At 56.2% G+C, this 24,295-nt stretch carries 17 protein-coding genes and 1 pseudogene; 12 read left to right on the top strand and 6 right to left on the bottom strand.

Annotated features, from left to right (window positions below; all coding sequences use genetic code 11):
* Positions 1-127 precede the first annotated feature (127 nt).
* A complete protein-coding gene (gene macA / locus ACOTYB_RS16360; protein ID WP_017384842.1) occupies positions 128-1,243 on the top strand; it encodes a macrolide transporter subunit MacA in 1,116 nt (371 codons plus the stop codon).
* Positions 1,240-3,180, top strand: coding sequence for a macrolide ABC transporter ATP-binding protein/permease MacB (macB, locus tag ACOTYB_RS16355; RefSeq protein WP_050871437.1), 1,941 nt, complete (start codon positions 1,240-1,242; stop codon positions 3,178-3,180). Before macA ends, macB begins: the two co-directional genes overlap by 4 nt.
* 70 nt (positions 3,181-3,250) lie before the next feature.
* Here macB and cspD read toward each other — a convergent pair whose 3' ends face one another.
* The gene (gene cspD, locus ACOTYB_RS16350) at positions 3,251-3,472 is read right to left on the bottom strand and encodes a cold shock-like protein CspD (RefSeq protein WP_006809408.1); all 222 of its coding nucleotides are present in this window, start codon (positions 3,470-3,472) and stop codon (positions 3,251-3,253) included.
* 267 nt (positions 3,473-3,739) lie between these two features.
* Here cspD and clpS point away from each other — a divergent pair, with 267 nt between their 5' ends.
* The 3 genes from clpS to ACOTYB_RS16335 all read left to right on the top strand — a co-directional run bounded on the left by clpS (position 3,740) and on the right by ACOTYB_RS16335 (position 7,236).
* Positions 3,740-4,060: an ATP-dependent Clp protease adapter ClpS gene (clpS, locus tag ACOTYB_RS16345; RefSeq protein WP_006174393.1), complete on the top strand. Its 321-nt coding sequence runs from the start codon at positions 3,740-3,742 to the stop codon at positions 4,058-4,060.
* Positions 4,061-4,087: 27 nt separating this feature from the next.
* Positions 4,088-6,367 (top strand): ATP-dependent Clp protease ATP-binding subunit ClpA, encoded by a 2,280-nt coding sequence (gene clpA, locus ACOTYB_RS16340; protein ID WP_022650716.1) that lies wholly within the window; start codon positions 4,088-4,090, stop codon positions 6,365-6,367.
* Positions 6,368-6,786: 419 nt separating this feature from the next.
* Positions 6,787-7,236: a hypothetical protein gene (locus ACOTYB_RS16335; protein ID WP_220153701.1), complete on the top strand. Its 450-nt coding sequence runs from the start codon at positions 6,787-6,789 to the stop codon at positions 7,234-7,236.
* Between the two features lie 71 nt (positions 7,237-7,307).
* Here ACOTYB_RS16335 and infA read toward each other — a convergent pair whose 3' ends face one another.
* The 5 genes from infA to trxB form a co-directional block, all read right to left on the bottom strand.
* Positions 7,308-7,526, bottom strand: coding sequence for a translation initiation factor IF-1 (gene infA / locus ACOTYB_RS16330; protein ID WP_002211347.1), 219 nt, complete (start codon positions 7,524-7,526; stop codon positions 7,308-7,310).
* 284 nt (positions 7,527-7,810) lie between these two features.
* A complete protein-coding gene (gene aat / locus ACOTYB_RS16325) occupies positions 7,811-8,515 on the bottom strand; it encodes a leucyl/phenylalanyl-tRNA--protein transferase (protein WP_032608953.1) in 705 nt (234 codons plus the stop codon).
* Positions 8,516-8,560: 45 nt separating this feature from the next.
* Complete coding sequence (gene cydC / locus ACOTYB_RS16320; RefSeq protein ID WP_409248798.1) at positions 8,561-10,282, bottom strand: heme ABC transporter ATP-binding protein/permease CydC; 1,722 nt, start codon at positions 10,280-10,282, stop codon at positions 8,561-8,563.
* A complete protein-coding gene (cydD, locus tag ACOTYB_RS16315) occupies positions 10,282-12,048 on the bottom strand; it encodes a heme ABC transporter permease/ATP-binding protein CydD (protein ID WP_045337407.1) in 1,767 nt (588 codons plus the stop codon). The genes cydC and cydD overlap by 1 nt, the downstream gene beginning before the upstream one ends.
* 114 nt (positions 12,049-12,162) lie before the next feature.
* Entirely contained in the window at positions 12,163-13,131 is a 969-nt protein-coding gene (gene trxB, locus ACOTYB_RS16310) for a thioredoxin-disulfide reductase (protein ID WP_003858303.1), read from the bottom strand.
* 543 nt (positions 13,132-13,674) lie between these two features.
* Between trxB and lrp the strand changes: the two genes are divergently transcribed.
* The 7 genes and pseudogenes from lrp to dmsB all read left to right on the top strand — a co-directional run.
* Positions 13,675-14,169 (top strand): leucine-responsive transcriptional regulator Lrp, encoded by a 495-nt coding sequence (gene lrp / locus ACOTYB_RS16305; protein WP_000228469.1) that lies wholly within the window; start codon positions 13,675-13,677, stop codon positions 14,167-14,169.
* A gap of 135 nt (positions 14,170-14,304) precedes the next feature.
* Entirely contained in the window at positions 14,305-17,940 is a 3,636-nt protein-coding gene (locus tag ACOTYB_RS16300; protein WP_220153702.1) for a DNA translocase FtsK 4TM domain-containing protein, read from the top strand.
* Positions 17,941-18,067: 127 nt separating this feature from the next.
* The gene (gene lolA / locus ACOTYB_RS16295) at positions 18,068-18,682 is read left to right on the top strand and encodes an outer membrane lipoprotein chaperone LolA (protein WP_421765840.1); all 615 of its coding nucleotides are present in this window, start codon (positions 18,068-18,070) and stop codon (positions 18,680-18,682) included.
* 9 nt (positions 18,683-18,691) lie between these two features.
* The gene (gene rarA, locus ACOTYB_RS16290) at positions 18,692-20,035 is read left to right on the top strand and encodes a replication-associated recombination protein RarA (RefSeq protein ID WP_104468468.1); all 1,344 of its coding nucleotides are present in this window, start codon (positions 18,692-18,694) and stop codon (positions 20,033-20,035) included.
* A gap of 92 nt (positions 20,036-20,127) precedes the next feature.
* Positions 20,128-21,420 (top strand): serine--tRNA ligase, encoded by a 1,293-nt coding sequence (gene serS, locus ACOTYB_RS16285; RefSeq protein ID WP_003858266.1) that lies wholly within the window; start codon positions 20,128-20,130, stop codon positions 21,418-21,420.
* A gap of 211 nt (positions 21,421-21,631) precedes the next feature.
* Positions 21,632-24,076: a dimethylsulfoxide reductase subunit A gene (dmsA, locus tag ACOTYB_RS16280; RefSeq protein WP_022650720.1), complete on the top strand. Its 2,445-nt coding sequence runs from the start codon at positions 21,632-21,634 to the stop codon at positions 24,074-24,076.
* Between the two features lie 10 nt (positions 24,077-24,086).
* Positions 24,087-24,295 (top strand): annotated as a pseudogene (dmsB, locus tag ACOTYB_RS16275) (dimethylsulfoxide reductase iron-sulfur subunit DmsB); the annotation flags it as partial.

Here is a 24,295-nt window from a genome sequence, read left to right as displayed (position 1 = left end):
TTCAGCAGGCGCTTTATCAACATCGGGTAAACAATTCCCGACGATTACGGGGATCGGGGGTTTCGTTGAGGAGTGGTTTAGATAAAATCAACGGTGATGATAGCCAGAACAACTATTTGGAATATTTATGAACCTGAAGGGAAAACGCAGAAAGCTGTTTCTGCTGCTGGCGGTAGTGGTGTTAGCGGGCGGATTCTGGTTATGGAAGGTACTGAACGCGCCGGTACCACAGTATCAAACGCTGATTGTTCGTCCGGGCGAGCTACAACAAAACGTGCTGGCGACGGGGAAACTGGATGCCCTGCGTAAGGTTGACGTGGGCGCGCAGGTCAGCGGTCAGCTTAAAACCCTGTCAGTTGAGATTGGCGATAAGGTTAAAAAAGGCCAGCTGCTGGGCGTGATCGATCCTGAGCAGGCGCAAAACCAGATCCGCGAAGTGGAAGCGACGCTGATGGAGCTGCGCGCGCAGCGCGCGCAGGCTCAGGCGGAGCGTAATCTCGCTCAGGTCACCCTGACGCGCCAGCAGGCGCTGGCGAAAACGCAGGCCATCTCGAAACAGGATCTGGACACAGCCGCCACGGAGCTGGCGGTGAAGCAGGCGCAGATTGGCACCATCGATGCGCAAATCAAACGGAATCAGGCCTCGCTGGATACGGCGAAAACCAACCTCGATTACACGCAAATCGTTGCGCCAATGGCCGGGGAAGTGACGCAGATAACCACCCTGCAAGGCCAGACGGTCATCGCCGCGCAGCAGGCGCCAAACATCCTGACCCTGGCGGATATGAGCACCATGCTGGTGAAAGCCCAGGTATCCGAAGCGGACGTCATTCACCTTAAGCCGGGGCAGAAAGCCTGGTTTACGGTGCTGGGCGATCCACAAACCCGCTATGAGGGCGTGCTGAAAGATATCCTGCCGACGCCGGAAAAGGTCAACGACGCCATCTTCTACTACGCGCGTTTCGAGGTGCCAAACCCGCAGGGCGTGCTGCGTCTGGACATGACCGCCCAGGTGCATATCCAGCTGACCGGCGTGAAAAACGTGCTGACGGTTCCGCTCTCCGCGCTGGGCGAATCCGCCGGGGACAATCGCTACAAGGTGAAAGTGCTGCGCAACGGCGAAACCCGCGAGCGGGAAGTAGTGATTGGCGCGCGTAACGACACCGACGTGGTGGTGGTAAAAGGGCTGGAAGAGGGTGAAGAAGTGGTCACCAGCGAAACCCTGCCCGGAGCCGCGCAATGACGGCGCTGCTTGAGCTGAATGACATTCGTCGCAGCTATCCGTCCGGCGACGGGCCGGTGGAGGTGCTGAAGGGCATCTCCCTGCGCGTTGAAGCCGGTGAAATGGTGGCGATTGTCGGGGCGTCGGGCTCGGGTAAATCAACGCTGATGAACATTCTTGGCTGTCTGGATAAGCCCACCAGCGGCACCTATCGCGTGGCCGGGACGGATGTTTCCACCCTGGACGGCGACGCGCTGGCGAAGCTGCGTCGCGAGCATTTTGGCTTTATCTTTCAGCGTTACCATCTGCTTTCACACCTGAGCGCGGCGCAGAATGTGGAAGTGCCGGCGGTGTATGCGGGCGTCGAGCGCAAAAAACGCCTTGAACGCGCGAAGGCGCTGTTAACGCGTCTTGGGCTGGCGGAGCGTGTTGATTATCAGCCTTCGCAGCTTTCCGGCGGTCAGCAGCAGCGCGTGAGTATTGCCCGCGCGCTGATGAACGGCGGACAGGTGATCCTCGCCGATGAGCCAACCGGTGCGCTCGACAGCCATTCCGGTGAAGAGGTGATGGCGATCCTGCATCAACTGCGCGATCAGGGGCATACGGTGATTATCGTCACCCACGATCCGCAGGTGGCGGCGCAGGCGGAACGCATTATCGAGATCCACGACGGCGAGCTGGTCAGCAACCCGCCGCCGCGTCAGTCCAGAGCGGCGGCGGCGAAAGAAGCTTTGCCTGTGTCCACCGGCTGGGGCCAGTTTTCCAGCGGTTTCCGCGAGGCGCTGACCATGGCCTGGCTGGCGATGGCGGCCAACAAAATGCGCACTCTGCTGACCATGCTCGGCATCATTATCGGTATTGCCTCGGTGGTGTCGATTGTGGTGGTGGGCGATGCGGCGAAACAGCTGGTGCTGGCGGATATTCGGGCCATCGGGACTAACACCATCGACGTTTACCCCGGCAAAGATTTTGGCGACGACGAGCCGCAGTATCAGCAGGCGCTGAAATATGACGATCTGGCGGCTATTCAGAAGCAGCCGTGGGTGAACTCCGCCACGCCTGCCGTGTCGCAAAACCTGCGTCTGCGCTACGGCAACATTGACGTGGCGGCCAGCGCTAACGGCGTCAGCGGAGATTACTTCAACGTCTACGGCATGACCTTTAGCGAAGGGGCGACCTTCAACGCGGAGCAGCTGGCGGGCAGGGCGCAGGTGGTGGTGCTGGACGCGAACTCGCGCAGACAGCTTTTCCCCAATAAAACCCGTGTAGTGGGGGAAGTGATCCTGGTGGGTAACATGCCTGCCACGGTCATTGGCGTGGCGGAAGAGAAGCAGTCGATGTTCGGCAGCAGCAAGATCCTGCGCGTCTGGCTGCCGTATACCACCATCTCCGGGCGGATTATGGGCCAGTCGTGGCTTAACTCCATCACCGTGCGCGTGAAGGAGGGCTATGACAGTGCGCTGGCGGAACAGCAGCTGGAACGGCTGTTAACGTTGCGCCACGGGAAGAAGGATTTCTTCACCTGGAATATGGACGGCCTCTTGAAAACGGCGGAAAAGACCACACGTACTCTTCAGCTGTTCCTGACGCTGGTCGCGGTGATCTCGCTGGTCGTTGGCGGTATCGGGGTGATGAATATCATGCTGGTGTCGGTAACTGAACGCACCCGGGAGATTGGCATCCGCATGGCGGTCGGGGCCAGGGCCAGCGACGTGCTCCAGCAGTTTTTGATTGAAGCGGTGCTGGTGTGTCTGGTGGGAGGCGCGATGGGGATTGCGCTTTCGATGATGATCGCCTTCGCGCTCCAGCTCTTCTTACCGGGCTGGGAAATTGGCTTCTCGCCGATGGCGATCCTGACGGCGTTTTTATGTTCCACCTTCACCGGTATTCTTTTCGGCTGGCTGCCAGCGCGAAACGCGGCGCGGCTCGATCCGGTGGATGCGCTGGCGCGGGAATAGCCCGAAAATAAAAATGCCAGCCGATCGGGCTGGCATTTTGCCTGCGGGGTGTACACAATGAATCAGAGAGCTATGCAACCGTTTCTGCTTCAACGGGCACGATAAGACTGGCGTGATTGCCTTTTGGCCCCTGGTGTACATCGAACCGGACGGACTGCCCGGCTTTGAGCGTCCTGTAACCATCCATCTGAATGGTGGAATAGTGAGCGAAGATATCCTCGCCGCCGCCTTCGGGGCAAATGAAGCCAAACCCCTTGGCGTTGTTGAACCACTTAACAGTACCCATTTCCATGCTTCGACATCCTTCGTAAATCTTATAAATTAAGATGGAATGAACCGGTGGTGGAGTGGGGGCTGTTCAAAACCTCGCCAACTCACGCTTGTACAATTTAGAGAAACGGAAGAAGCCGTCAAGCGTTTGGCGCTGGAGTTGGGACAATAATCAACCAAAATTTGAGGCAGTTAACGCTATTGCAACAGTTTGTGACAGACATCGCGGATGACAGTAATAGATGATTGTTATCTAACATCTGAGGTAGATTCAAAGTGGTTATGCATAATGGGTAAGACCAACGATTGGCTGGATTTTGACCAGCTGGCGGAAGATAAAGTGCGCGACGCGCTAAAACCGCCATCTATGTATAAAGTTATGTTAATGAACGATGATTACACGCCAATGGAATTTGTTATTGACGTGCTACAAAAGTTCTTTTCTTATGATGTTGAACGTGCAACGCAACTGATGCTTACCGTTCATTATCGTGGCAAAGCGATCTGCGGCATCTTCACTGCCGAAGTCGCGGAAACCAAAGTAGCGATGGTGAACGACTATGCGAGGGAGAACGAGCATCCGTTGCTGTGTACGCTGGAAAAGGCCTGATAAGGCATAAAATTGGGGGAGGTGCCTATGCTCAATCAAGAACTGGAACTCAGTTTAAACATGGCTTTCGCCAGAGCGCGTGAGCACCGACATGAGTTTATGACCGTCGAGCACCTGCTGCTCGCACTGCTTAGCAACCCATCTGCCCGCGAAGCGCTGGAAGCCTGCTCCGTGGATCTGGTGGCGCTACGTCAGGAACTCGAAGCCTTCATCGAACAAACCACACCGGTGCTGCCAGCCAGTGAAGAAGAGCGCGACACGCAGCCGACGCTCAGCTTCCAGCGCGTGTTGCAGCGCGCGGTTTTCCACGTCCAGTCTTCCGGACGTAGCGAAGTGACTGGTGCCAATGTCTTAGTCGCCATCTTCAGCGAACAGGAGTCCCAGGCGGCCTACCTGCTGCGCAAACACGAAGTCAGCCGGCTCGACGTGGTCAACTTCATCTCTCACGGAACGCGAAAAGACGAGCCTAACCAGGCATCGGATCCCAGCGGACAGATCAACAACAGTGAAGAGCAAGCAGGCGGGGAGGATCGTATGGAAAACTTCACCACCAACCTTAACCAGCTTGCACGCGTTGGCGGTATCGACCCGCTGATTGGTCGCGACAAAGAGCTGGAGCGTGCCATCCAGGTGCTGTGCCGTCGACGCAAGAACAACCCGCTGCTGGTGGGGGAATCTGGCGTGGGTAAAACCGCGATTGCCGAAGGGCTTGCCTGGCGCATCGTGCAGGGCGACGTGCCGGAAGTGATCGCTGACTGCACCATCTACTCGCTGGACATCGGCTCGCTGCTGGCGGGCACTAAATACCGCGGTGATTTTGAAAAACGCTTCAAAGCGCTGTTAAAACAGCTGGAGCAGGATACCAACAGCATCCTGTTTATCGATGAGATCCACACCATTATCGGCGCAGGTGCGGCCTCCGGTGGCCAGGTGGATGCGGCTAACCTGATTAAACCGCTGCTCTCCAGCGGCAAGATCCGCGTGATGGGCTCCACGACATACCAGGAGTTCAGCAACATCTTTGAGAAGGATCGTGCGCTGGCGCGTCGTTTCCAGAAAATCGACGTTACCGAGCCGTCGGTTGACGAAACGGTGCAGATCATCAACGGCCTGAAAACCAAGTACGAAGCACACCACGACGTGCGTTACACCGCGAAAGCGGTCCGTGCGGCGGTGGAGCTGGCGGTGAAATACATTAACGACCGTCATCTGCCAGATAAGGCGATTGACGTGATTGATGAGGCGGGTGCGCGTGCGCGCCTGATGCCAGCCAGCAAGCGTAAGAAAACCGTGAACGTGGCGGATATCGAGTCCGTGGTGGCCCGCATCGCGCGTATTCCTGAGAAGAGCGTTTCTCAGAGCGACCGTGATACGCTGCGCACCCTCGGCAATCGCCTGAAAATGCTGGTCTTTGGTCAGGATAAAGCCATTGAGGCTTTAACCGAAGCGATCAAGATGGCTCGTGCTGGCCTGGGGCATGACCACAAGCCGGTTGGTTCCTTCCTGTTCGCCGGTCCGACCGGTGTGGGGAAAACCGAGGTAACGGTTCAGCTCTCCAAAGCGCTGGGCATTGAGCTGCTGCGCTTTGATATGTCCGAGTATATGGAGCGTCATACCGTCAGCCGTTTGATTGGTGCGCCTCCGGGATACGTGGGCTTTGACCAGGGCGGCCTGCTCACTGACGCGGTGATCAAGCATCCGCACGCGGTACTGCTGCTTGATGAAATCGAGAAAGCGCACCCGGACGTGTTCAACATCCTGCTGCAGGTGATGGACAACGGGACGCTGACCGATAACAACGGGCGCAAGGCCGATTTCCGCAACGTGGTGTTGGTGATGACCACCAACGCGGGCGTGCGGGAAACCGAGCGTAAATCCATCGGCCTGATCCACCAGGATAACAGCACCGATGCGATGGAAGAGATCAAGAAGATCTTCACGCCGGAGTTCCGTAACCGTCTGGACAACATTATCTGGTTCGATCACCTGTCTACCGAGGTGATCCATCAGGTGGTGGACAAGTTCATCGTCGAGTTGCAGGTTCAGCTGGATCAGAAAGGCGTGTCGCTGGAAGTGAGCCAGGAGGCCCGCAACTGGCTGGCTGAGAAAGGCTACGACCGTGCGATGGGTGCCCGTCCGATGGCGCGCGTGATTCAGGACAACCTGAAGAAGCCGCTGGCGAACGAGCTGCTGTTTGGCTCGCTGGTGGACGGCGGCCAGGTCACGGTAGGGCTGGATCAGGCGAAGAACGAACTGACGTACGATTTCCAGAGTGCGGCGAAGCACAAGCCGGAAGCGGCTCACTGAGTGAATTGAACGTTAATGTTAAAAACCGGGCGAATGCCCGGTTTTTTTATGCCTGCTTTTCCCCCTCTCCCTGTGGGAGAGGGTTGGGGTGAGGGCAACAGACCGCAGAGGAATTTTGCGAAGCGCTTTCCAGTTTCGTACTACGTTGGTTGCTGGATAAATCCACAGTAATAAAATGGCGGCGCACCTGCAAAATCAGGTGCCGGGATTGGCGTCCTGAAAGTGTGTGAGCAGCAGTATGCTGAAGGCTTCGTTCGCCCTAAGGAAAGGGGTATAATTCTGCATCTGGCGGGCGAATCGGAAGCTTCTCTTGAAGCGCCAGTAGCACACACACTGGTACGCCAATTCCTTTTCGTCCGCCGCCAGCGAATTGGCGTTTCCTGCGGTGGTAAATTCAAAGTGTGTGAAGGAATTACCCAATGAATACAGAAAATAATTTGGCCCATTTATATAGCGAACTCTCCCTCAACCCCGATCTGCCAACCCTTGCCGAACGCTGCAACCTGCTCACCGAAATCCTGCTTGACTGCCATTCGCTCCCACAAACGCAGCCCGTTTGCCGTTGCCTCGGGGCTTATCTGGAAGTAGTTAAAACCGGACTCGCAGAATCCATGCGTGATTTTCAGGTGGTGGAATTTGAGGACGACGCGGAGCAACCGCGACAAAAAGAGTGGTTGCTGGAAGATACCGAAACGAAATGCGACTACTGCCGGGCGTTAAACCATGTGCTGCTGGTATCGCATGTTGACCGCGATATGCTGCCGCACCTGACGGGACTGCTGCATGACATCACCCACGCGATGGCTGAAGATTTAATCGTACCTATGAACCCGTGCATGACTATACATCTGCCGACACAGCCACACTAAGACCATAAATAAAAAAGGCCGGGAATATCCCGACCTTTTAAATATTCATCTGCCATTACAGGCGAAAACAATTAGCGACTACGGAAGACAATGCGGCCTTTGCTCAGGTCGTACGGGGTCAGTTCAACAGTCACTTTGTCGCCCGTCAAAATGCGGATATAGTTTTTGCGCATTTTACCGGAGATGTGCGCAGTTACCACGTGACCGTTTTCCAGTTCTACGCGAAACATGGTATTAGGCAACGTATCAAGTACGGTACCCTGCATTTCAATATTGTCTTCTTTGGCCATCTAATCCTCTGGGGTATCACTACCAAGTTTTGAACCGGCAAGATAATGCCGAAATTCCTCAATTAAGTAAAGAATTGCGCGTTTAAAACGCAGCAAAACAGTCTCAGCGTATTGCCCAAGCGTCACGGTACAACCGAACGGAAAGCGCATTCGTAAAGGGGAGACGACAGGATAAACGTCAGGACGTTATCTGAAGCGAGGGTCCCAAACGGCGGCGGGGCAACAGGCAGAAGCTACTCTGCGGCATAATTATAACACCCTCATAAAAAATATGCGGAAAACATTTAGGCATTGGGCATAAAGAGCGCTCTGGGAACCCAAAAATCGCGTGGAAGGGTCTCTTTTCGGCATTGTTCAAGATGTTCGATATAGTGTCGGCGGGAGATTTCAACGGCGCCGAGCGAGGCGGTGTGCTCATTCAGCACCTGACAATCCATCAGCCGTCCGCCACGTCGGGCAAATTCCTCGCTAAACACCAGCAGCGCGGTTTTTGACGCATTCGTGGCACGGGAGAACATCGACTCACCGCAGAACAGCGTGCCCTGCGCCACGCCGTACATTCCACCGACGAGGTTATCCTCTTTCCATACTTCAATAGAGTGCGCGTAGCCCAGCTCATGAAGCTGGTGGTAGGCGATAATGATATCGCGGGTTATCCAGGTGCCTTCATGACGATCTTCAGCGCAGCCTTCGATAACCTGGCCGAAGGCGTGATTGAGCGTGACGCGAAAGGGTGATTTTGCATGAAACCGCTTCATGCTGCGGCTCAGGTGAAACTGCCCAGGCCACAGCACGGCTCGCGGATCGGGAGACCACCATAAGATCGGGTCGCCAGGCGAAAACCACGGGAAGATGCCGCGCTGGTAAGCCATTAAGAGCCGTGCCGGGCTGAGATCGCCGCCCAGAGCCAGCAAGCCGTTAGGTTCACGCAGCGCCCCCTCAGGTGAAGGGAACGCAATATTATGGCGAGAAAGCTGCACCAGGCGCATGACAACAGAACTCCAGTACGCGAGAGAGGACGCTACAAATATAGTCTACAGGCGCTGTTTAAACTGGTAGTAGCGACCCTGTTTTGCCAGCAGCTCTGCGTGACTACCTTGCTCAATTATGTGTCCGTTGTCCATCACAATTATCTGATCGAAATTCACCAGCCCGCGCAGACGGTGCGTGACCATCAGTACGGTTTTACCTTTCATCACATTCGCCAGTAAATCAAGGATTTGGCTCTCTGTCGTGGCATCCAGTCCTTCTGTCGGTTCATCCAGCAGCATCAGCGGCGCATCGTGCAGCAGCGCACGCGCAATGGCCAGACGACGCAGTTCGCCGCCGGAAAGCTGTCGACCCCCTTCACCCAGCCAGCTGTTCAAGCCATCGTCTTCAAGCAGCTTGTGCAGCCCAACCTGCTCCAGCATTGCCCGTAGCGTATCGTCGGAGGCGTCTGGTGCCGCCAGAAGAAGATTATCGCGCAGCGTAGCGCTGAACAGATGCACCCGCTGGGGCACGACGCTGACCGTTTTACGCAAGGCCGCTTCGCTAAAACCAGACAGCGGAACGTCGTTAAACCGAATCTCGCCCTGCTGTGGGTCCCACGCGCGCGTGAGAAGTTGCAGAAGTGTCGATTTTCCACATCCCGTACGGCCAAGGATCGCAATGCGCTGCCCGGCATCAACAGAAAGGGTGATGTCTTCCAGCGCGTTTTGCGCCGGCTTGTCGTAGGCGAAAGTGACATTGCTGAGCGTCAGCGCGACCTGCTCCGGCACAGCGGTTTGACCCGCGCTGAACTTCACTTCCGGCTCCTGCTCGGCAATATCCGTAATGCGCAGCGCAGAGGCAATCACCTGGCCGAGATGCTGAAAGGCGCCCGTAACCGGGGCTAAGGTTTCAAAGGCTGCCAGGGCACAGAAAACAAACAGCGCAATTAGCGGGCCAGGCTGCGCGTTATCGCCCACGCCACCGGAGGCCATCCAGAGCATGGCGATTACGGCAATCCCACCAATTAACATCATCAGCGCCTGGGAGAAAGCGGTCAGTTCAGACTGGCGACGCTGGGCTTCATGCCAGTTCAGCTCCGTATTTTCCATGCGGGCGCGGTAGCGCTTGCTGGCGCCAAAAAGGGTGAGCTCGGCCTGTCCCTGCAACCAGGCGGTGAGCTGCTGGCGGTATTCCCCGCGCAGGCGCGTCAGGTTTTCCCCGGTGGTTTTACCTGCACGATAAAACAGGGGTGGCAGAATAATCAGCGTCATCAGCATGATGCCGCCGAGCGTCAGTGCGATGGGAACATCCAGGAAACTCAACCCCAGCGTGACCACGACAATCACCACAAACGCGCCCACCATGGGTGAAATGACGCGCAGATAGAGGTGATCCAGCGTATCCACATCTGCGACCACGCGGTTGAGTAATTCGCCCTGTCGAAAACGTGCCAGCCCGGCAGGGGAGAGGGGTAGCAGTTTGCTGAACGTATAAATACGCAGGTGTTGCAGCACGCGGAAGGTCGCGTCGTGGCTGACCAGACGCTCGAAGTAGCGCCCGGCAGTTCGCGTAATCGCCGTACCGCGCACCCCGGCGGCAGGCAGCATGTAGTTAAAGCTGTATAGCCCGGCAAAGCCTGCGGCCGCAGACGCGGAGAGGAACCAGCCGGAAAGCGTAAGCAGACCGATGCTGGCCAGCAGAGTGACGATCGCCAGCACGATCCCGAGCGTCAGCATCCATTTGTGGCGTTTATACAGTGCAAGATACGGAAGCAGGGCGCGCATCAGATATCCTCCTGACGGTTCGCCAGCAGGGTCGCAAACGGCCCCTGCGCGGCAACAAGCGCGGCGTAATCGCCTTGCTCAACAATGTGTCCGTTTTCCATCACCCAGATCTGATCCCAGTCGGCAATACCTTCCAGCTGGTGAGTCACCATCAGGGTGGTTTGCTGGCGTGAGGCTGCGTTAAGCGCATCCATCACGCGCTGCTCGCTGTGAGCGTCCAGGCTGGCGGCGGGTTCGTCCAGCAGCATTAGCGAAGAGGGGTTCAGCAGCGCACGGGCAACCGCGACGCGCTGTGCCTGGCCTACTGACAGCCCGGCAGACTGATCGCCAATGACGGTATCGACACCCTGCGCAAGCAGCGGCAGAAACTCGCTGACCCAGGCGCGGTCGAGGACCGATTGCAGCTCATCGTCACGCGCATCCGGGCGTGCCAGCAGCACATTCTCGCGAAGCGTCGGAGCTGGCAGCTGCGGGTTTTGCCCCACCCAGCTTAGCTGTTTACGCCAGGCATCAGGATCGAGCTCACGCAGCTCCGTTTTGTTGATACGCAGCGATCCGGTGTACGCCATAAAACCTGAAAGCGCATTCAACAATGAGCTTTTACCTGAGCCGCTGGTACCCACCAGCACCACACGTTGCCCGGCAGACAGGGTAAAGTTCAGCGGACCGGCCAGTACTTTGCCTTCAGGCGACAGAACAGAAAAATCCTGTGCTTCAATGGTCACCGGATCGTTCGTATTCAGCGTTACCTCACCACGCTCCGGATGCGCCAGCGGCGTTTCCATGAAGGTTTTCAGGCTGTCGGCAGCACCCACCGCCTGCGCTTTGGCATGGTAAAAGGTGCCGAGATCGCGAAGCGGCTGGAAAAATTCCGGGGCCAGGATCAGCGCCAGGAACCCGGCGGAAAGCGTAACCGCCGTACCGTAGTGACCAAAGTCCAGCGCGCCGAGGTAGGAGAAACCAAAGTAAACCGCCACCAGCGCAATCGACAGGGAGGTGAAAAATTCAAGTACGCCAGAAGAGAGAAAGGCCATGCGCAACACTTCCATGGTGCGCTGACGAAAATCCTGCGACGCCAGGCGAATGTTTTCGGTTTCCGCTTCACCACGACCAAAGATCCGCAGGGTTTCCATGCCGCGCAGCCGGTCCAGGAAATGGCCGCTTAACCGACCCAGCGCCAGGAAGTTGCGGCGGTTAGCATCAGCCGCGCCCATGCCGACCATCGCCATAAACAGCGGGATAAGCGGGGCGGTCCCCAGCAGGATCAGCGCCGCCACCCAGTTAACCGGGAAGATGGCGATAACAATCATCAGAGGCACAAACACCGCCAGCGCCATCTGCGGAAGATAACGCGCGTAGTAATCGTGCATATCGTCGATTTGCTCAAGGATCAGCGTCGCCCAGCTACCGGCCGGCTTGCCCTGGATCCACGCAGGCCCGGCTTCTGAAAGCCGATCGAGCACCTTGCGGCGGATCTCATAGCGGATGTGCTGCCCGGCATGGAACCCAACCCGCTCGCGCAGCCAGACCACCCACGCACGCAGAACGAAAACCAGCACCAGAACGATAAACGGCAACAGCAGCGCTTCGCGCGGGATATTCTCCATGATCATATGGTTGAGAATGCGGGCCAGCAGCCATGCCTGGGCAACAATCAACAGACCGCTGATAAATCCCAGAACGCGGGAAATCATAAGCCAGCGGCGGGACAGAACGCTTTGCTGTTTCAGCCAGCGGGTTAACTCTTGTTGACGGGTTTTTTCCATTGCGTACTTTGCAGGTGACGTTATAAGAAATTAGACATCTGCATGTTACACGTGAGCAAAAATAAAGGCGACCAGTGGCCGCCTTTATTTACGTTTGTTACTGACTTGTAAAGATTATTTACCTTGTTCAGCCAGCCCGTCCAGGTAGCGTTCTGCGTCCAGCGCGGCCATACAACCGGTGCCCGCAGAGGTGATCGCCTGACGATAAATATGGTCCATCACGTCACCAGCTGCGAAGACACCCGGAACGCTGGTCTGGGTGGCGTTACCGTGAATGCCAGACTGCACTTTAATGTAGCCGTTCTCCAGCTCCAGCTGACCTTCAAAGATAGCCGTGTTCGGGCTGTGACCGATTGCCACAAACAGGCCTGCCACTTCCAGCGTTTCGACGTTATCGGTGTTCTGGGTATCACGGATACGCAGCCCCGCCACGCCCATCTGATCGCCAGTTACTTCTTCCAGCGTACGGTTGGTATGCAGCACAATGTTACCGCTCGCCACTTTGTCCATCAGGCGTTTGATCAGGATCTTCTCCGCGCGGAAGGTGTCGCGACGGTGGATCAGGTGTACTTCTGAGGCAATATTTGCCAGATACAGCGCTTCTTCGACCGCAGTATTACCACCGCCGATCACCGCAACTTTCTGGTTGCGATAGAAGAAACCGTCGCAGGTCGCGCATGCTGACACGCCGCGGCCTTTGAACGCTTCTTCAGACGGCAGACCGAGATAGCGGGCAGAGGCGCCGGTGGCGATGATCAGCGCATCGCAGGTGTATTCGCCGCTGTCACCCGTCAGGCGGAACGGACGGTTCTGCAAATCCACTTTATTGATGTGGTCGAACAGGATTTCGGTTTCGAATTTGGCGGCATGCTCGTGCATGCGCTCCATCAGCAGCGGCCCGGTCAGGTCGTTCGGGTCGCCCGGCCAGTTTTCCACTTCCGTGGTGGTGGTCAACTGACCGCCTTTTTCCATCCCGGTGATCAGTACCGGTTGCAGGTTAGCGCGTGCAGCATAGACCGCTGCGGTATAACCCGCAGGTCCAGATCCAAGGATTAGCAGCTTACTGTGTTTGGTCGTGCCCATGAGATCCCCATTGTTGTTGGCAGGCAATGGGCTGGATTGTAGGGAATTTGTTGCCGTAAAAAAAGAGCACGGCAGTTTTGCTTCCGATATATGCAATAGACGCGCCCTATGGGTCAGAGGCGGTCACATCACGTCTGCTACTGAAAACAGCGCGTTTATAAGGCAATAAAATGAGGATTAATACCCCTCCGTAATGAATATCCGGCATCTTGTACTAAAAATCGATGTTTTGCTTTGACAATCCCCTGCGCTTTTGCGAAAACATTCAAGGAAGAAAAAAAGACGCACGAACTGCATGCCGCATAGACATGCACGGAAATGCCATTTTTACCGGGTCAGTGAAATCTACGCATGGTGTGGACAGACGCCATACGTGATGTCTGTGACTGCTTTCGGGCAACGGTCTTCTTACCGCAGAACCCGAATCCACATCGCGTCTAATACATAACCAGGCGATGTGATGAATAACGGGTACAGGCTCTGAACAGTGATGTGCACAGGGTCCAGGCAGGAGTAGGGAAGGAATACAGAGAGACAATAATAATGGTAGATAGCAAGAAGCGCCCTGGCAAAGATCTCGACCGTATCGATCGTAACATTCTTAATGAATTGCAAAAGGATGGGCGTATTTCCAACGTCGAGCTTTCAAAACGTGTGGGACTTTCCCCGACGCCGTGCCTTGAGCGTGTGCGTCGACTGGAAAGACAGGGTTTTATTCAGGGCTATACGGCTCTGCTGAACCCGCATTATCTGGATGCCTCACTTCTGGTATTTGTTGAGATTACTCTGAATCGTGGTGCACCAGATGTGTTTGAGCAATTTAACGCCGCTGTACAAAAACTTGAAGAAATTCAAGAGTGTCATCTGGTTTCCGGTGATTTTGACTACCTGTTAAAAACCCGTGTGCCTGATATGTCCGCCTACCGTAAGCTGCTGGGGGAAACCCTGCTGCGTCTGCCAGGCGTGAACGACACCCGTACTTATGTGGTGATGGAAGAGGTCAAACAGAGCAATCGTCTGGTTATTAAGACGCGCTAACACGGAACAGGTGCAAAATCAGTGTAGTTTGATTACACTCCTGTTAATCCATACAGCAACAGTGCCGGGGAGTCCCGGCGCTGTTGTCCGTTTTAGCACACAGGCAGGACATGCCTGATACCTGGAGAGCCTTTCTTGAGCCAGGAATACACTGAAGACAAAGAAGTCACATTATCTAAGCTAAGCAGCGGACGTCGTCTCCTTGAGGCGTTACTGATTGTTATTGCCCTTTTTGCCGTCTGGCTGATGGCTGCCTTACTCAGTTTCAACCCCTCAGATCCCAGCTGGTCGCAAACCGCATGGCATGAGCCTATCCATAATTTGGGTGGCGTTCCCGGCGCCTGGCTTGCGGACACGCTCTTCTTCATTTTCGGTGTGATGGCCTATACCCTTCCCGTCATCATTATTGGCGGATGCTGGTTTGCCTGGCGTCATCGACAGAACGACGACTACATCGATTATTTTGCCGTTTCGCTGCGCCTGATTGGCGCCCTGGCGCTGATCCTCACCTCCTGCGGACTGGCGGCGATCAATGCCGATGACATCTGGTATTTCGCCTCCGGCGGTGTGATTGGCAGCCTGTTGAGCTCCGCGCTGCAACCGATGCTTCACAGCAGCGGCGGCACGCTGGCGCTGCTCTGCATCTGGGTGGCGGGCCTGACGCTGTTTACCGGCTGGTCCTGGGTGAGCATTGCCGAAAAAATCGGCAGCTTTATTCTGACTCTGCTGACGTTTGCCAGCAATCGTACCCGTCGTGATGATACGTGGGTCGATGAAGACGAATATGAAGATGAATACGAAGAGGAAGACGAGGCACCTGTGCAGCGTCGTGAATCCCGCCGTGCCCGTATTCTGCGCGGTGCTCTGGCACGCCGCCAGCGCGTTGCTGAAAAATTCGCTAACCCGTTAGGCCGTAAAACGGATGCCGCGCTTTTCTCCGGCAAACGTATGGATGAAGACGAGCAGATTGAGTATCGCGGTGCGGCCGTCGATCCTGATGATGTGTTGTTCTCTGGTCATCGAGCTACGCCGGGTGAGTATGACGAATACGATCCGCTGTTGCATGGTCATTCCGTGACTGAACCGGTAGCCGCTGCTGCCGCCGCAACGACGGCTGCGCAGGCCCATGTTGCGCCTGTTGAAGCCGTGATGCCGTCCTCGCCTGTTCCGGCACCGGAGTCCGCGATCCAGCAACCGCAGGTGGACTGGCAGACTGCGCCAGGCGTCCATACGCCTGAACCGACCATTGCGCCGGAGCCTGAAAGCTATATTCCTGTGCAGCAGGAACAGTGTCAGCAATCGTATCATCCGTCTGAGCCTGCCAGCGAGCCGCAACAGCCGTATCAGGCTTATACGCCCGAACCCGCTGTGCCTGAACAGCCATATGTTGCGCCGGTGTCTGAACCCGAAGTGGTGGAGGAAGCGAAGCCATCCCGTCCGCCATTGTACTATTTTGAAGAAGTGGAAGAGCGCCGTGCCCGTGAGCGCGAGCAGCTTGCCGCCTGGTATCAGCCCGTGCCTGAGCCGGTGCAGGAGCCTGTTGTAAAAGCGCCTTCTGCGAGCGTTGCACCTGTAGACCCAGCGCCAGCCGTTGCGTCAGGAGCAGAAACCGTGAAGCAGGCAACGGCAGCCGCTGCCGCGTCCGCTCCGCTATTCAGCCCGGCAACCGACGGTGCGCCGCGTCCTCAGGTGAAAGAGGGCATTGGTCCACAATTGCCGCGCCCTAATCGCGTGCGCGTACCTACGCGCCGGGAGCTGGCCTCTTATGGCATTAAACTGCCTTCCCAGCGTATGGCGGAAGAGAAAGCCCGTGAATCCGACTACGAAGATGATGCCGACGAACTGCATCAGGATGAGCTGGCGCGTCAGTTTGCTGCCCAACAGACTCAACGCTACGGGAATGATTACCAACACGATGTTCATTCTCAGCAGGATGAAGATGATGCTGCCGAAGCGGAATTAGCGCGTCAGTTTGCCGCCACGCAACAGCAACGTTATTCCGGTGAGCAGCCTTCGGGGGCAAATCCGTTCTCGCTCTCGGATTTTGAATTTTCACCGATGAAAGATCTGGTGGATGACGGTCCGAGCGAACCGCTGTTCACGCCGAGCGTGATGCCGGAAGCGGAACCGGTGCGTCAGGCGCCAGCGCCACAGGTTAATGCGCAGCCGCATACACCACCGGCCCAACCGCCGCAGCCGCAGTTCCAGCAGCCAGCACCACAGCCGCAGGAAAGCCTGATTCACCCGCTGCTGATGCGTAACGGAGACAGCCGTCCGCTGCAACGACCAAGTACGCCGCTGCCGTCGCTGGATCTGTTAACGCCGCCGCCAGCGGAAGTCGAGCCGGTGGATACCTTTGCCCTTGAACAGATGGCCCGTCTGGTGGAAGCGCGTCTGGCTGACTTCCGTATTAAAGCGGACGTGGTGAACTACTCACCTGGCCCGGTGATCACCCGTTTCGAACTGAATCTGGCGCCAGGCGTAAAAGCGGCACGTATTTCTAACCTGTCCCGTGACCTGGCGCGTTCTCTGTCGACCGTGGCGGTACGCGTGGTGGAGGTGATCCCAGGTAAGCCTTACGTTGGCCTTGAGCTGCCAAACAAGAAACGCCAGACCGTTTATCTGCGTGAAGTTCTGGATAACACCAAATTCCGCGACAACCCGTCCCCGCTGACCGTGGTGCTGGGTAAAGATATCGCCGGCGATCCGGTGGTTGCCGATCTCGCGAAGATGCCGCATCTGCTGGTTGCGGGTACCACCGGCTCCGGTAAATCAGTCGGGGTGAACGCCATGATCCTCAGTATGCTCTACAAAGCGCAGCCTGAAGATGTGCGTTTCATCATGATCGACCCGAAAATGCTTGAACTGTCCGTCTACGAAGGCATTCCGCACCTGTTAACGGAAGTGGTGACCGACATGAAGGACGCCGCCAACGCATTGCGCTGGAGCGTCAATGAAATGGAGCGTCGCTACAAGCTGATGTCGGCGCTGGGCGTGCGTAACCTGGCCGGTTATAACGAGAAAATCGCCGAGGCGGCGCGTATGGGCCGTCCGATTCCGGACCCATACTGGAAGCCGGGTGACAGCATGGATGCCCAGCATCCGGTGCTGGAAAAACTGCCTTACATCGTGGTGCTGGTGGATGAATTTGCCGACCTGATGATGACCGTTGGTAAGAAAGTGGAAGAGCTGATTGCGCGTCTGGCACAGAAAGCGCGTGCGGCGGGCATCCACCTGGTACTGGCAACGCAGCGTCCGTCCGTAGACGTTATCACCGGTCTTATTAAGGCAAACATCCCGACCCGTATCGCGTTTACCGTGTCGAGTAAAATTGACTCGCGTACTATCCTTGACCAGGGCGGTGCAGAGTCGCTGCTGGGAATGGGTGATATGCTCTATTCCGGCCCGAACTCCACCTCGCCGGTGCGTGTCCACGGTGCGTTTGTTCGCGACCAGGAAGTGCATGCGGTGGTACAGGACTGGAAAGCGCGCGGGCGGCCGCAATACGTTGACGGCATCACCTCCGACAGTGAAAGCGAAGGTGGCGGCGGTGGTTTTGACGGCGGCGAAGAACTGGATCCGTTATTTGACCAGGCGGTTAATTTCGTCACCGAAAAACGTAAGGCGTCCATCTCCGGCGTCCAGCGCCAGTTCCGTATCGGCTACAACCGCGCGGCGCGTATTATCGAGCAGATGGAAGCCCAGGGTATTGTGAGCGAACAGGGGCATAACGGTAACCGAGAGGTGCTGGCACCACCGCCTTTTGATTAACCTTCAGCGATTGCAAAGAAGGGTAAATCAGCAAAAATTAAGCATATTCTTCTGTCGCCTGCCTTCGGGCAGGTCCAGAATAGAAACGGAACCCCCATATCGGGAAGACGTATTTTAAGGAATAACAATGAAAAAAATCGCCATCGCCTGTGCATTACTCTCCAGTTTTGTTGCCAGCAGCGTCTGGGCTGATGCAGCCAGCGACCTTAAAAGCCGACTGGATAAAGTGAGCAGCTTCCACGCCAGCTTCACGCAAAAAGTGACTGACGGCAGCGGCAACGCGGTGCAGGAAGGTCAGGGGGATTTGTGGGTGAAACGCCCGAATCTCTTCAACTGGCACATGACCCAGCCTGATGAAAGCGTGCTGGTGTCCGACGGGAAAACCTTGTGGTTCTACAACCCGTTTGTTGAGCAGGCAACCGCCACCTGGCTGAAAGACGCGACCAGCAATACGCCGTTTATGCTCATTGCCCGTAACCAGTCCAGCGACTGGCAGCAGTACAACATCAAACAAAACGGTGATGAGTTCATCCTGACGCCAAAAGGCAGCAACGGTAATCTGAAGCAGTTCACGATTAACGTGAGCAGCAACGGTACCATCAATCAGTTCGGCGCGGTTGAGCAGGACGATCAGCGCAGTAGCTATCAGCTTAAGTCTCAGCAAAACGGCGCTGTAGATGCTTCGAAATTCATCTTTACCCCGCCGCAGGGCGTAACGGTGGACGACCAACGTAATAAGTAAGAGGCATGAGTGAGCAACCTGTCGCTCGATTTTTCAGATAATGCGTTTCAACCTCTGGCCGCCCGTATGCGGCCAGAAAATTTAGCGCAGTACATCGGCCAGCAACACCTGCTGGCTGCGGGGAAACCCTTGCCTCGCGCTATTGAGGCGGGGCATCTGCACTCCATGATCCTCTGGGGGCCACCCGGCACCGGCAAAACCACCCTCGCTGAAGTGATCGCCCGCTATGCTAACGCGGACGTTGAGCGCATCTCGGCGGTTACCTCCGGCGTGAAGGAGATCCGCGAGGCGATCGAGCGCGCACGGCAAAACCGTAATGCCGGGCGCCGCACCATTCTGTTTGTTGATGAAGTCCACCGTTTCAACAAGAGCCAGCAGGATGCGTTTCTGCCGCACATTGAAGACGGCACGATTTTCTTCATCGGCGCAACCACGGAAAACCCGTCGTTTGAACTCAACTCCGCGCTGCTTTCCCGCGCCCGCGTTTACCTGCTTAAATCCCTGACCACAGAGGATATCGAAAAGGTTCTGACCCAGGCGATGGCGGACAAAGCGCGGGGTTACGGCGGACAGGATATCGTTCTGCCGGACGAGACGCGTCGTGCGATCGCTGAACTGGTCAACGGCGATGCGCGTCGGGCACTGAATACGCTGGAAATGATGGCCGATATGGCCGAAGTGGATGATGCCGGAAAGCGGGTGCTAAAGCAGGAGCTGCTGACCGAAATAGCCGGTGAGCGGAGCGCACGCTTCGATAATAAAGGCGATCGTTTTTACGACCTGATCTCTGCATTACATAAGTCCGTGCGCGGCAGCGCCCCGGATGCGGCGCTCTACTGGTACGCGCGTATCATTACCGCCGGTGGCGATCCGTTATATGTCGCGCGTCGCTGCCTGGCCATTGCGTCAGAAGATGTCGGTAATGCCGATCCACGCGCCATGCAGGTCGCTATTTCCGCCTGGGACTGCTTTACCCGCGTCGGACCCGCGGAAGGTGAGCGTGCCATTGCGCAGGCAATTGTCTATCTGGCCTGCGCGCCGAAAAGTAACGCGGTGTATACCGCCTTCAAAGCGGCGATGTCGGATGCACGTGAACGTTCGGATTACGACGTTCCGGTACACCTTCGCAATGCCCCTACAAAGCTGATGAAAGAAATGGGTTACGGGCAGGAGTATCGCTACGCCCATGATGAACCCAATGCCTACGCCGCCGGGGAGGAGTATTTCCCGCAGGAGATGGCACAAACCCGCTATTATCACCCTACAAACAGAGGTCTTGAGGGTAAGATTGGCGAAAAGCTCGCCTGGCTTGCCGGACAGGATCAAAATAGCCCTATAAAACGCTACCGTTAGTTCAATCGTTGCGGTAATGTTGGCAATATATCTCTGTGGCCGCAGGCTGTGGTCACTTTTTCCTTTTTTAATTCGATAAGCACAGGATAAGCATGCTCGATCCCAATCTGCTGCGTAATGAGCCAGACGCAGTCGCTGAAAAACTGGCACGCCGGGGCTTTAAGCTGGATGTAGATAAGCTGCGCGCTCTTGAAGAGCGTCGTAAAGTTTTGCAGGTACAAACTGAAAATCTGCAAGCAGAGCGTAATTCTCGATCGAAATCCATTGGCCAGGCGAAAGCGCGCGGGGAAGATATTGAGCCATTACGCCTGGAAGTGAACAAACTGGGTGAAGAGCTGGATCAGGCGAAAGCTGAACTGGACGTTCTTCAGGCTGAAATTCGCGATATTGCTCTGGCGATCCCGAACATTCCTGACGACAGCGTGCCTGTCGGCAAAGACGAAAACGACAACGTTGAAGTGAAACGCTGGGGTACGCCTCGCGAGTTTGACTTCGAAGTGCGCGATCACGTGACGCTGGGCGAAATGCACGCGGGCCTGGACTTTGCGGCAGCGGTTAAGCTGACCGGTTCTCGCTTCGTGGTAATGAAAGGGCAAATTGCTCACCTGCACCGCGCGCTGGCGCAGTTCATGCTGGATCTGCACACCGAGCAGCACGGCTACAGCGAAACCTACGTTCCGTATCTGGTTAACCACGATACGCTGTACGGTACAGGCCAGCTGCCGAAATTTGCCGGCGATCTGTTCCATACCCGTCCGCTGGACGAGGAAGCTGACAGCAGCAACTACGCGCTGATCCCAACTGCGGAAGTGCCGCTGACCAACCTCGTGCGTGATGAGATCATCGACGAAGACGATCTGCCAATCAAACTGACTGCGCACTCTCCATGTTTCCGTTCTGAAGCCGGTTCTTACGGCCGCGATACGCGCGGTCTGATCCGTATGCACCAGTTCGATAAAGTTGAGATGGTGCAGATCGTTCGTCCGGAAGAGTCTATGGACGCGCTGGAAGAGATGACCGGCCACGCGGAAAAAGTGCTGGAGCTGCTGGGTCTACCATACCGTCGTATGGCGCTGTGCACCGGCGACATGGGCTTCGGTGCCTGCAAAACCTTCGACCTTGAAGTCTGGGTGCCTGCGCAGAACACCTACCGTGAAATCTCCTCCTGCTCCAACGTCTGGGATTTCCAGGCGCGTCGTATGCAGGCGCGTTGCCGCAGCAAATCTGACAAGAAAACCCGTCTGGTTCATACCCTGAACGGTTCTGGTCTGGCAGTAGGCCGTACGCTGGTTGCTGTGCTGGAAAACTACCAGCAGGCTGACGGGCGCATTGAGATCCCTGAAGTGCTGCGCCCTTACATGAAAGGCCAGCAGTTCATCGGATAATTATTTGCACTAAGACAAAAAAGCGCCTCAGGGCGCTTTTTTTATGCCTCTGATTTGATACGAAGCAATAACCCCTCCCTCTAAAGTAGTAATACTCCTCCGAACGAAAGTCAGCATAAAACACCAATAACGTTGTAATTCGTTATAAATAAAACTACATAGCGGTTTGCGCCGCCTCTCTTTTCTTTGTGAGCAACCAAAGTGAGTCTTTATGAAAATCAAAGCGCCTGAAGCGTTAATGGCAGCCGAGGTCACTCGCCGTGGGTTGATGAAAACCACGGCAATAGGTGGTCTGGCGGTTGCCAGCAGCGCCTTTACGCTCCCCTTTACCCGACTGGCGTCGGCGGCGGAGGCTCTGTCTCCCGCTTCAGCCCCGGAAAAAGTGGTGTGGAGTGCCTGTACCGTTAACTGCGGTAGCCGCTGCCCACTGCGTATGCACGTGGTGGACGGTGAAATCAAATATGTCGAAACCGACAATACCGGCGATGATAACTACGAAGGGTTACATCAGGTTCGTGCCTGTCTGCGTGGTCGCTCAATGCGCCGTCGCGTATATAACCCGGATCGTCTGAAATACCCAATGAAGCGCGTCGGTAAGCGTGGGGAAGGGAAGTTCGAGCGCATTAGCTGGGACGAAGCCTACGATATTATCGCGACCAACATGCAGCGCCTGATCAAAGAGTACGGCAACGAATCTATCTACCTCAACTACGGCACCGGGACGCTTGGCGGCACCATGACCCGTTCCTGGCCGCCGGGTAAAACGCTGGTGGCGCGCCTGATGAACTGCTGCGGCGGCTATCTCAATCATTACGGCGACTACTCTTCCGCACAGATTGCCGCGGGCCTGAACTATACCTACGGCGGCTGGGCAGACGGCAACAGCCCGTCGGATATCGAGAACAGTAAACTGGTGGTGTTGTTCGGCAACAACCCAGGCGAAACGCGCATGAGCGGCGGCGGGGTAACCTATTACCTTGAGCAGGCGCGCGCCAAATCCAACGCACGAATGATCATCGTCGATCCGCGCTACACCGATACCGGCGCAGGGCGTGAAGACGAGTGGATCCCCATCCGCCCTGGTACCGACGCGGCGCTGGTCAATGCGCTGGCGTATGTGATGATTACTGAAAACCTCGTCGACCAGCCGTTCCTGGATAAATACTGCGTTGGTTACGACGAGAAGACGCTGCCAGCCAGCGCACCGGCTAACGGGCACTATAAAGCCTATATTCTTGGCCAGGGCAGCGACGGCGTGGCGAAAACCCCGGAGTGGGCATCCACTATCACCGGCATTCCTGTCGAACGTATTGTTCAGCTGGCACGTGAAATTGGTTCAACCAAACCGGCTTATATCAGCCAGGGCTGGGGACCTCAGCGCCACGCGAATGGCGAAATTGCCACCCGCGCTATTTCTATGCTCTCGATTCTGACTGGCAATGTCGGTATTCACGGCGGTAATAGCGGGGCGCGTGAAGGCTCGTATGAAGTACCGTTTGAACGTATGCCAACGCTGGATAACCCGGTTCAGACCAGCATCTCCATGTTTATGTGGACAGACGCGATCGAGCGCGGCCCGGAAATGACTGCGCTGCGCGACGGTGTTCGGGGCAAAGATAAGCTGGACGTGCCGATCAAAATGATCTGGAACTATGCCGGTAACTGCCTGATCAACCAGCACTCAGAGATCAACCGCACCCATGAAATTTTGCAGGACGATAAGAAGTGCGAAATGATTGTGGTGATCGACTGCCACATGACCTCATCGGCAAAGTATGCCGATATTCTGCTCCCAGACTGCACCGCGTCTGAGCAGATGGATTTCGCGCTGGATGCCTCCTGCGGCAATATGTCCTATGTGATCTTCACTGACCAGGCCATCAAACCGCGCTTCGAGTGCAAAACCATCTATGAGATGACTTCCGAGCTGGCGAAACGTCTTGGCGTTGAGCAGCAGTTCACTGAAGGACGTACTCAGGAAGGGTGGATGCGCCATCTGCACGAGCTTTCCCGCAAAGCCATTCCTGACCTGCCGGACTTCGATACCTTCCGCAAGCAGGGCATGTACAAGCAGCGCGATCCGGAAGGGCATCACGTGGCGTATAAAGCCTTCCGCGACGATCCGCAGGCCAATCCGCTGACCACGCCGTCGGGCAAAATCGAGATCTACTCCGAAGAGCTGGCAAAAATTGCCGCAACGTGGGAATTGCCGGAAGGGGACGTTATCGATCCGCTGCCGATTTATACGCCAGGCTTCGAAAACTACAACGATCCGCTGACGGAGAAATTCCCGCTTCAGTTGACCGGTTTCCACTACAAAGCGCGTGTTCACTCCACCTACGGCAACGTTGACGTACTGAAAGCGGCCTGCCGACAGGAGATGTGGATCAACCCGATGGATGCGAAAGCCCGCGGCATCAGTAATGGCGATCGCGTACGTATCTTCAACGGACGTGGCGAAGTGCATATCGAAGCTAAAGTGACTCCGCGTATGATGCCTGGCGTTGTCGCGCTGGGGGAAGGGGCCTGGTATAACCCGGATGCGAACCGTATCGATCAGGCGGGCTGCATCAACGTTCTCACTACGCAGCGTCCATCGCCGCTGGCGAAGGGCAACCCATCCCACACAAACCTCGTTCAGGTTGAAAAGGCGTAAGGAGTAACCGATGACAACCCAGTATGGATTTTTTATTGATTCCAGCCGCTGCACCGGGTGCAAAACCTGCGAGCTGGCCTGCAAGGATTACAAAGACCTGACCCCGGAGGTCAGCTTCCGGCGTATTTATGAATACGCGGGCGGCGACTGGCAGGAGGATAACGGCGTCTGGCATCAGAATGTCTTCGCCTATTACCTGTCGATTGCCTGCAACCACTG

Origin of the sequence: Enterobacter cloacae complex sp. IR5450 (assembly GCF_049238665.1) — a bacterium.
In the GTDB taxonomy this organism is placed as follows: Bacteria; Pseudomonadota; Gammaproteobacteria; order Enterobacterales; family Enterobacteriaceae; genus Enterobacter; species Enterobacter hormaechei_C.
This window is presented reverse-complemented; position numbering and strand designations above follow the sequence as displayed.